General features: G+C 65.5%; 8 protein-coding genes and 1 pseudogene. 7 read left to right on the top strand and 2 right to left on the bottom strand.

All coding sequences use genetic code 11. The features are described 5' to 3' along the window. The 7 genes from EN781_RS16220 to EN781_RS16190 all read left to right on the top strand — a co-directional run. On the top strand, positions 1-270 hold a 270-nt coding region (locus EN781_RS16220), incomplete at its 5' end, for a 23S rRNA (pseudouridine(1915)-N(3))-methyltransferase RlmH (RefSeq protein WP_145965520.1). A 124-nt stretch (positions 271-394) separates the two neighbouring features. Further along, complete coding sequence (locus tag EN781_RS16215) at positions 395-1,741, top strand: murein hydrolase activator EnvC (protein ID WP_126057806.1); 1,347 nt, start codon at positions 395-397, stop codon at positions 1,739-1,741. Position 1,742: 1 nt separating this feature from the next. Continuing rightward, positions 1,743-3,068 carry a S41 family peptidase gene (locus tag EN781_RS16210; protein ID WP_187331394.1) on the top strand — a complete coding sequence of 442 codons (1,326 nt, stop codon included), beginning with the start codon at positions 1,743-1,745 and terminating at the stop codon, positions 3,066-3,068. Between the two features lie 204 nt (positions 3,069-3,272). Then, the gene (locus EN781_RS16205; protein WP_126057807.1) at positions 3,273-4,460 is read left to right on the top strand and encodes a divergent polysaccharide deacetylase family protein; all 1,188 of its coding nucleotides are present in this window, start codon (positions 3,273-3,275) and stop codon (positions 4,458-4,460) included. 258 nt (positions 4,461-4,718) lie between these two features. Then, entirely contained in the window at positions 4,719-5,234 is a 516-nt protein-coding gene (locus tag EN781_RS16200; RefSeq protein WP_126057808.1) for an RNA pyrophosphohydrolase, read from the top strand. An 82-nt stretch (positions 5,235-5,316) separates the two neighbouring features. Beyond that, the gene (gene alr, locus EN781_RS16195; protein WP_127400144.1) at positions 5,317-6,462 is read left to right on the top strand and encodes an alanine racemase; all 1,146 of its coding nucleotides are present in this window, start codon (positions 5,317-5,319) and stop codon (positions 6,460-6,462) included. 180 nt (positions 6,463-6,642) lie between these two features. Continuing rightward, the gene (locus tag EN781_RS16190) at positions 6,643-7,899 is read left to right on the top strand and encodes a D-amino acid dehydrogenase (protein WP_126057809.1); all 1,257 of its coding nucleotides are present in this window, start codon (positions 6,643-6,645) and stop codon (positions 7,897-7,899) included. A gap of 67 nt (positions 7,900-7,966) precedes the next feature. Here the strand turns inward: EN781_RS16190 and EN781_RS35315 are convergent, their stop codons facing one another. Together EN781_RS35315 and EN781_RS16185 are read right to left on the bottom strand one after the other, a co-directional pair. Then, complete coding sequence (locus EN781_RS35315; RefSeq protein WP_245492601.1) at positions 7,967-8,449, bottom strand: phosphatidylserine/phosphatidylglycerophosphate/cardiolipin synthase family protein; 483 nt, start codon at positions 8,447-8,449, stop codon at positions 7,967-7,969. Next, positions 8,446-9,430: pseudogene (locus EN781_RS16185) on the bottom strand (phosphatidylserine/phosphatidylglycerophosphate/cardiolipin synthase family protein); the annotation flags it as partial. The gene EN781_RS35315 and the pseudogene EN781_RS16185, both read right to left, overlap by 4 nt.

Here is a 9,430-nt window from a genome sequence, read left to right as displayed (position 1 = left end):
GCGCTGGTCCTGCTCGACGAGCGCGGCAAGAATTTCTCCTCCGAGGATTTCGCCGGCCGCCTCGGCTTGCTGCGCGACGGCGGCCGGAAGGCGTTGGTGATCGCCATCGGCGGCGCCGACGGCCACGACCAGTCGCTGCGCGACCAGGCCGATCTGGTTCTGTCCTTCGGGGCGCTGACTTGGCCGCACCAGCTGGTGCGGGTGATGCTGGGCGAACAGCTCTATCGGGCGGCCACTATCCTTTCCGGGCACCCCTACCATCGTTCGTAGAGCGAAGGCTGTGGATCGGCGCGGGCCCGCCCGGATTTTCGCCCCATTGCGGGACAAGGCTGCCCGCGGTCGCCGAACATGGTTGATGGTTCGTTAACGAAGCCGCAGTTAGAGTCGACGCCTGATGTCTGAAGGCTGGAAATCGAAAACGAGCTCCTGGCGCGCGCGCTGTGGTTTGACCGCGGCCGCGATCGTGCTGTCGCTGGGCCCCGTGATGGCCGAGAACACGCTCGACCCGGCGCCCGATCCCGACCAGAGCCGGGCCGAATATGAGCAGGTCTCGAAGGAAATCACGCTTTCTTCCGAGCGGCTGGCCAAGCTCGCTGCCGACATAGCGGCGGTCAAGAAGGATCATGCCTCGATCACAGCGGCGCTGATCCAGTCGGCGATGACCGAGCAGAAGCTCGGTCAGGACATCGAGGATATCGGCGCCAAGCTGGAAGGGCTGAAAAGGGAAGAGCAGAAGATCCGTGCCTCGCTGGCGGCGCGACGCGACGTGCTGGCCGAAGTGCTGGGCGCGCTGCAGCGCATGGGACTCAATCCGCCTCCGGCGATCCTGGTCAAACCGGAGGATGCGCTGTCGTCGGTGCGCAGCGCCATCCTGCTCGGCGCGGTGGTCCCGGAATTGCGCGAGCAGACCGAAATGCTGCTTGCCGACCTCAAGGAGCAGACGCGGGTGACGGCCTCGATCGAGGCCGAGCGGGCACGGCTGACCACGGCGGTCGGCGAACAGACGGCCGAAAAGAAGCGGCTGAGCATGCTGCTCGAGGCCAAGCAGAGGCTTCAGGCCGACACCGAGACGGAGATCGCCGCCGAGAAGCAGCGCTCGCAGGCGCTGGCCGCCAGGGCGGGCAGCCTGAAGGAGCTCATCGCCTCGCTGGAAGCAGACAAGACACGCAAGGCGGCGGACCAGGCCAAGGCGGCCGAGCGGAAATCGGCTGATGGCGACCAGGCGGCACCGAACGGGGCGCCGGCCTCGACGGAACTCGCTTCGCTGCCGGTGCCGGAAGGCAACCGACTCACGGCCGCGGCGCCGTTCTCGGCGCTGCAGGGACAGATCGCGCTGCCGGTCACCGGCAAGATCAAGCGGCGCTTCGGGGCCGATGACGGTAACGGCGCGGTGATGCAGGGCGACATGGTTGCGACACAATCGGGAGCCATCGTCACCGCGCCGGCGGATGGAAATGTGCTTTATGCGGGGCCGTTTCGCTCTTATGGTCAACTCTTGATCCTCAATGCCGGCGACGGGTATCATGTCGTCCTGGCTGGGATGAGCAGAATCAGTGTCGCGACTGGCCAGTCGGTGCTCGCAGGAGAACCGGTCGGCGCGATGGGAGAGGCCCGGGTGGCGAGCACCTCGGCCTCGCAGAATGGAAATGCCACGCCGGAGCTCTATGTCGAGTTCCGCAAGGATGGGAAACCCGTCGATCCGACCCCATGGTGGGCGGACCGTTTTTCTGGAAGGACGTGAAATGATGCGGAAACTTTCGCTTCTGTTCGCCGGCGCGCTGATGGGCGCGTCAGCGATGAGCCTGGTCTACGGCGCGCCAGGCTCGACGGCGAACGCAGCGGGCTCCGAGACTTACAAGCAGCTGGCGATCTTCGGCGATATTTTCGAGCGTGTGCGGGCGCAATATGTGACGCCGCCGGACGACAAGTCGCTGGTCGAGAACGCCATCAACGGCATGCTGGCCTCGCTTGATCCGCACTCGTCCTACATGAACGCCGAGCAGGCGCAGGACATGCGCGTGCAGACCAAGGGCGAGTTCGGCGGCCTCGGCATCGAGGTCACCATGGAGAACGACCTGGTCAAGGTGATCACGCCGATCGACGACACGCCGGCCGCCAAGGCCGGCGTGCTGGCAGGCGACTACATCGCCAAGATCGACGGCGAGGAGGTGCGCGGCCTGACCCTCAACGACGCCGTCGAGAAGATGCGCGGACCGGTCAACACGCCGATCAAGCTGACCATACTGCGCCAGGGCGCCGACAAGCCGATCGAGCTGACGGTGGTGCGCGACATCATCAAGGTCAAGGCGGTCAAGTTCCGGGTCGAGAACGACGTCGGCTACATGAAGATCACCTCGTTCACCGAGAAGACCTATGACGATCTCGAGAACGCCATCGACACCATCAAGAAGCAGGTGCCGGCCGACAAGCTCAAGGGCTATGTGCTCGATCTGCGCCTCAATCCGGGCGGCCTGCTCGACCAGGCGGTGAGCGTGTCGGATGCCTTCCTCGACCGCGGCGAGATCGTCTCGACGCGCGGCCGCGATCCGAAGGACGTCACCCGCTTCGACGCGAGGGCGGGCGACGACATCGGCGGCAAACCGCTGATCGTGCTGGTCAATGGCGGTTCGGCGAGCGCGTCGGAAATCGTCGCCGGCGCGCTACAGGACCTGCGCCGCGCCACCGTGGTCGGCACGCAATCCTTCGGCAAGGGCTCGGTGCAGACCATCATCCCGCTCGGCGAGAACGGCGCGCTCAGGCTGACGACGGCGCTCTATTACACCCCGTCCGGCAAGTCGATCCAGGGCAAGGGCATCACGCCTGACATAAAGGTCGAGCAGCCGCTGCCGGCGGACCTGCAGGGCCGGGACCTGACGCGCGGCGAATCGGACCTCAAGGGCCATATCAAGGGCGCCGACGAGAGCTCGACCGGCTCCGGCTCGGCCGCCTATGTGCCGCCGGATCCGAAGGACGACTTGCAGCTGATCTATGCCGAGCAGCTTTTGCGCGGCCAGAAGACCGATCCGGCGTTCCCGCCGAATCCGCAGAAGGCCGTGCTCAACCAGTAAGGATTCGGCGGACCAGACCAAGGGGTCTGGCCGCCTGATCGAAGCAATGCGATGCTGCCGGGACCGCGAGGTTCCGGCAGTTTGATTCGGGGACGCGGCTGGCGCGCCGCGCCCGAGGCGTGGCAGGCGCCGAGAAGGCTTGGATTGGCGTTGGCGTTCCGGGAGGTGACCCACCTGCCGGTCCCAATGCATCGGGGTTGCGGCTTGGTGGACATCGGCAAGGACATAGAACGACCACTCGGGCAGGCTCTCAGGCCGCAGCGTGTTGCGTCGCGCGGCATCAGCACCGGCGCGGTCGCGGCGACGCTCGCCGTGCTTGCGGTGATCGGCGTCTCCGGCGCCATCGCGTTGCGCGAAAAACCGTTCCGCAAGCCGCAAGAGGTCGCGGTGTCGACGCCGAAGGTGGCGCCGGCCCCGGCCGCAACGCCTGCCCCGGCACCCGCCGCGGAGGCGGCGACGGCGGCACCCAAGGTCGAAACGCCCAAGGCCGGCGGACCGCAGATCATCCATGTCCAGACCGAGGAAGGCGACGGCCCGCCCAAGGCGGCCATCGTCATCCGCGATCCTTCCGCGATCGGCCAGAACCTGAAGATCGCGCATATCCCCGACAAGGCGTTGATCGAAGCCAGCGACACCGGCCCGCTGCCGGCCCGCGCCGCCGACGGCAGGCGGCCGTTCGACGTCTATGCGCGGCCATGGTCGGGATCGCGCGGCGCACGCGTGGCGATCGTTATCGGCGGGCTCGCCGTCTCCCAGACCGGCACGCAGGCGGCCATCGCCAAATTGCCGGCCGAGGTGACGCTGGCGTTCGCGCCGCAAGGCAACAGCATCGGCCGCTGGATGCAGGCGGCGCGGCAGAGCGGGCACGAGATCGTCTTGCAGATCCCGCTCGAACCGTTCGACTATCCCAACATTAATCCCGGCCGTAACACGCTGACTGTGGCGGCGAGCCCGGACGAGAACCTGAAAAGCCTGCACTGGGCGCTGTCGCGGACGACCAACTATACCGGCGTCATGAACTATATGGGGGCGCGGTTCTCGGCCGACGCGGCCGCGATGGCGCCGTTCATCGCCGAGCTCGGCAAGAGGGGTCTCGCCTATGTCGACGACGGCTCGTCGGCGCGCAGCCTGGCGCCGGACCTGGCGCTGAAGGACGGCGTGCCGTTCGTCGCCGGCGACACATCGATCGACGCGGTGCAGGATCGCGGCGCGATCCTCAAGAAGCTGGACGAGCTGGAGGCCACCGCGCGCGCGAAGGGCACCGCCGTCGGCATCGGCTCGGCCTTCGATCTCACGGTCGACACGGTTTCGGCCTGGGTGGCCGAGGCGAAAAAACGCGGCATCGAGATCGTGCCGATCTCGGCGGTAGCGATCGATCCGCAAAAAGGCTAACAGCCGTCCCGATAATTTTACTCCGGCGGGCATCTGGCGACGTTTTCTGCGCGTCTATAGCGCCGCGAGTCCTTTGGATGGGCAAAGGACGCTATAGCTTTTTTGATTTGCGTATGATCCTTTCCGAAACATCGGTTTGGATTTTCGGGGTCATACGCGCTGTTCACGTACTTTAAGTACGCTCCGTTCCGGTTCTCGAAATCGCTCGCCACCTGCCTCGCCGGAGCGAATTCTCAAAACGGCTGGAAACCTTCATTTATGGCCAAAAACGTCGATCCCGAAACCCTGCCTTACCGTCCATGCGTCGGCCTGATGATCCTCAATGGCGACGGGCTGGTCTGGGTCGGCCATCGCATCGCCGAGTCGGACAGCGAGTTCTCCGGCGCGACGCAGCTCTGGCAGATGCCGCAGGGCGGCATCGACAAGGGCGAGGAGCCGCTCGAGGCGGCGGAGCGGGAGCTCTACGAGGAAACCGGCATGCGCTCGGTCTCGCTGCTCGCCGAGGCGCCGGACTGGATCAACTACGATCTGCCGGCGCATCTGGTCGGCGTCGCCCTCAAAGGGCGCTATCGCGGCCAGACGCAGAAATGGTTCGCCTACCGCTTCCATGGCGATGTCGGTGAAATCCAGATCAATCCGCCGCCGGGCGGCCACACCGCCGAGTTCGACAAATGGGCGTGGCGGCCGATGCAGGACCTGCCCGGCCTGATTGTGCCGTTCAAGCGCCAGGTCTATGAGGAGGTGGTTGCGGCGTTCCGGCACCTGGTCTCATAAGGCGCAAACACGTCTTTCCAAAAACCGGGTTCCAACTTTTAGCGATCATGCTCTATTGATGGCCGATGCAATGGGGGCCGGCATGGACGACGCCGCCGAAAGGCCTATCCCGAACACAGAAGCTGCCGGGCCGGTCAGCGAGGCCGTGGCCGGGGCGATCCTGAGCATCGATCTCGGCGCCATCAGGGAGAACTACCGGCGGCTGAAAGCGCGGGCGGGCAGCGCCCATTGCGCCGGCGTGGTCAAGGCCGACGGCTATGGGCTGGGCGCCGCGGCGGTGGCGGCGACGCTGGCGGCGGAAGGCTGCACCAGCTTCTTCGTCGCGCTGCTCCCCGAAGGCATTGCGCTGCGCAAGGCGCTCGGGCCCGGCCCGGTGATCCATGTGCTGAACGGGCTCCCGCCGGGCTCGGAAAACGAGGCCGTCGAAGCCGGCCTTTGCGTCGTCATCAACAGCTCCACGCAACTCACGGCCTGGAGCGAGGCTGGTCAACAGGCCGGCCGCAAGCTGCCGGCCGCGATCCAGGTCGACAGCGGCATGTCCAGGCTCGGCATGCCGCCGGCGGAGGGCGAAGAGCTGAGCCACAAGCCCGATTCCTTCGACGGTATTGCGGTCACCCTGGTCATGAGCCATCTCGCCTGCGCGGACGAGCCGGCACATCCGGCCAACGAGCGGCAGTGGCTGACGTTCGAGCGCTTGCGCAAGATGCTGCCCGAGGCGCCGGCTTCGCTGGCCAATTCCTCCGGTATCTTTCTCGGGCCGGCCTTCCAGTTCGATCTCGTCCGCCCCGGGGCGGCGCTCTACGGCATCAATCCGACACCGGCGGATCCGAACCCGATGCTGCCAGTGGTGCGGCTGCAGGCCAAGGTCGTGCAGACGCGAAGCGTCGAGAAGGGGGCAGGCGTCGGCTACGGCCACACCTATCGCGCGCAGGATGCGCTCAGGCTGGCGACGATTTCGCTCGGCTATGCCGATGGCTGGCACCGGCGCGCCGCCTCGGCTGCCTGGTTCGAGAACGTGCGGTTGCCCTTTGTCGGAAGGGTGTCGATGGATTCGATCATACTCGACATTTCCGCCTTGCCGCCCGGCAGGCTCGGCGAAGGCGATCTGGTCGAACTGCTTGGTCCGTCACAGAGTGTCGACGACGCGGCCGGCCATGCCGGCACGATCGGCTACGAGATCCTGACCAGCCTCGGACCGCGTTTTCACCGGCGCTATGTGGGCGGCTGAGGTTTTTCAATATCGCGGCCTGGCGCGGCCACTTGGCGGACGCCGCAAAATCCGGCAGACAAGTGGGCGACGACCCCGGCCCGCGCATGGCTCCGAAAATCGGCAACGATCTTCGCGCAAGGATCATGCGCCACATAACAGTGAGAGCCCTGACCAGACGTCGTCGTGGAGAGCGATGCGATGAAGATCTTCGTGCTGGGCGGCGGTGTGATCGGGGTCACCACCGCTTACTTCCTCGCCGAGGCCGGCCACGAGGTGACGGTGTTCGATCGCCAGAAAGGTCCGGCACTGGAAACCAGCTTCGCCAATGCCGGCGAGGTCTCGCCAGGCTATGCCTCGCCCTGGGCCGGCCCGGGCATCCCGCTGAAGGCGATCAAATGGCTGCTGATGAAGCATGGCCCGCTGGTGGTGCGGCCGGCCTTCGATCCGCATATGTGGACATGGCTCTTGAAGATGCTGCGCAACTGCACGGCCGAGCGCTATGCGCTCAACAAGTCGCGCATGGTGCCGCTTGCTGAATACAGCCGCGATACGCTGAAGACGCTGCGCCAGACGACCGGCATCGCCTATGACGAGCGGGTTAAGGGCACGCTGCAGCTTTTCCGTACGCAAAAGCAGCTCGACGGCACCGGCGGCGACGTCGAGGTGCTGAAGAAATACGGCGTTCCCTATGAAGTCCTCGACGCCGAGGGCTGCATCGCCACCGAGCCGGCGCTGGCCGGCGTGCGCGGAAAATTTGTCGGCGGTCTCAGGCTGCCGGGCGACGAAACCGGCGACTGCAAGATGTTCACCGACCGGCTGGCGGAGCTCTGCGTGGCGCGCGGCGTCACCTTCGAATACGACACCGTGATCAGGCGAATCATCCGCAGCCGCAACCGTGTGCACAACATCCACACCAGCAAGGGCTGGAAGGCGGCGGATGCCTATGTGATGGCGATGGGCAGCTATTCAGCGCAGGCAATGCGCCGGGTGAAACGGCCAATCCCGGTCTACCCGGTCAAGGGCTATTCGATCACCGTGCCGATCAAGGATGCCGATGCCGCGCCCGTCTCGACGGTGATGGACGAGACCTACAAGGTGGCGATCACCAGGCTCGGCGATCGCATCCGCGTCGGCGGCACGGCTGAGATTTCAGGCTTCGATATGAGGCTGCACGAGTCGCGCCGGCGTACGCTGGAGCATTCGGTCGGCGATCTCTTCCCGGGCGGCGGCGATCTCAAGACCGCGACCTTCTGGTGCGGCTTGCGGCCAATGACGCCGGACGGGCCTCCGCTGGTCGGCCGCAGTGAGCTGTCAAACCTCTATCTCAACACCGGCCACGGCACGCTCGGCTGGACCATGGCCTGCGGCTCGGCCAAGGTGCTGGCCGACATCATCTCCAGCCGGGTGCCGGAGATCAACGCGCACGACCTCGGGCCGGAACGCTACCTGAAATAGTGCGGCGGCCTTAAGCTTTGTGCATGTCGTTGTCCGAAAATCGCTGCATGCTTTTGGGCGACATGCATCAAAATGCCTGCTTCACCCAGCTCTGGTTGAACAGCAGCCTGTAGGCCCAGGGGATCGTCACATTGGTGGCGACCGGGTTCGAGTGCGCGAGGTAGTCGTCATAAACCGGCCTCATCCTGGCATAGAAGGCGGGGTCGAGAACGGTCATGCCGTTCTCCGAGTCATGGAAGAAGCTGCGGTTGTTGAGGTTGACCGACGAGATCGCCACCAGCCGCTCATCGATCATCATGATCTTGGAATGCAGCACCACGTCGGGCGCCTTGAATTCGCGGATGTCGATGCGGTCGCCGTACTTCTCGACGAACAGCTTGTTGAGCGCGGTGAGGAACTTGCCGCCGATATCGCCCTTGAGGTCGATGCGGCCGACAATGTCGATCCTGACGCCTCTCGCCAGCGCCCGGTCGAAGGCCAGCGCGAGCTTCGGCGTCAAATTCAGGTAAGGATTGACGATCTGGATATGGTGCTCGGCGGTGTCGATCAATTCGACGAAATAGTTCTCCAGCGCGTGCCCGTCCTCATAGGGCGCGGAGATGAAATGCCGGGCGACGCTTGCGGGAGCCGGCCGCTGGCGCGGACCGGAATCGAAAACGGCCGCGAGATATTGGTGTCGGCATCGCGCAGCCATACGGTCGACAGATGCGCGGCGAGCGTCTGGACCGTCGCCGGATCGGCGAACTCAATGTCGAAGTCGCTCCAGTTCGAATAGTAGTTCAGCGAGAAGCCGTCGGTCCTGCCGTATTGCTGCAGGTCCGGATAGCGCGACAGGTCGACCGGTCTGTGGAACAGGAAGCCGTCATGGATGTTGCGGCCGCCGATGATGACGCGCGAACGGCCGGGATCGTCGGCCAGCGCCGCCAGCATCTTGACGTGATGGGTCTTGTGCAGCTGTGAGATCTGCTCGTCGATCGGCGCGCCATGGTCGGCCCGCCAGCGGTATTCCTGAAGCTGGACATTGGGGAATTCCGCCGCCAGCCGGTGCAGCAGGGCGTCGTCCTTCTCGCGCTCCAGCACATCGGTGACCAGGATGCGCACCTTGGTGCCCAAGGCGGCATGGTGGCGGACCAGCCGCTCCATGACGCGGCCGGAAAAGTCCGCCTTGAACTCCAGTGACGACAGATAGATCAGCCTGAGTTTCGGCGCATGGGTGAAGTCGAGCGGCAGCTCCGGATCGGCCTTGTCGAGGGCGCTGTCGGAAAGCCTTGTGCCCAGCAAGGCCTCGACCTTGGCGTTGAACCCATCGCGCGACTTGCGCAGCAAAAGCGGTTTGCCGAGCGGCAGCGCGCAGGTCTGCGACAGCCAGCGGCCGGCATAGAACACACGGTCCAGTTCCTTCAGCCCCGACGGATCGGGCACCGGACAGCGATCGTAGCGGCTGTCGAGCGCGGCGACCCATGGGTCGGCGACCTCCTCGCGCAGGATGGTCAGCGGTGCGCCGGCGGGGGCGAGGTCGGAGCGGACAAGC

The sequence above is a fragment of the Mesorhizobium sp. M4A.F.Ca.ET.090.04.2.1 genome, from assembly GCF_003999085.1.
Lineage (GTDB): Bacteria > Pseudomonadota > Alphaproteobacteria > Rhizobiales > Rhizobiaceae > Mesorhizobium.
Note: the sequence above shows the minus strand (reverse complement) of the source record. Positions and strands in the feature narration are given on the sequence as shown.

What these genes read in the sequence shown, in the direction of transcription:
- EN781_RS16215 (WP_126057806.1), top strand. Translation starts at nt 395, where the DNA reads ATGTCTGAAGGCTGGAAATCGAAAACGAGCTCCTGGCGCGCGCGCTGT.
- EN781_RS16210 (WP_187331394.1), top strand. Translation starts at nt 1,743, where the DNA reads ATGATGCGGAAACTTTCGCTTCTGTTCGCCGGCGCGCTGATGGGCGCG.
- EN781_RS16200 (WP_126057808.1), top strand. Translation starts at nt 4,719, where the DNA reads ATGGCCAAAAACGTCGATCCCGAAACCCTGCCTTACCGTCCATGCGTC.
- alr (WP_127400144.1), top strand. Translation starts at nt 5,317, where the DNA reads ATGGACGACGCCGCCGAAAGGCCTATCCCGAACACAGAAGCTGCCGGG.
- EN781_RS16190 (WP_126057809.1), top strand. Translation starts at nt 6,643, where the DNA reads ATGAAGATCTTCGTGCTGGGCGGCGGTGTGATCGGGGTCACCACCGCT.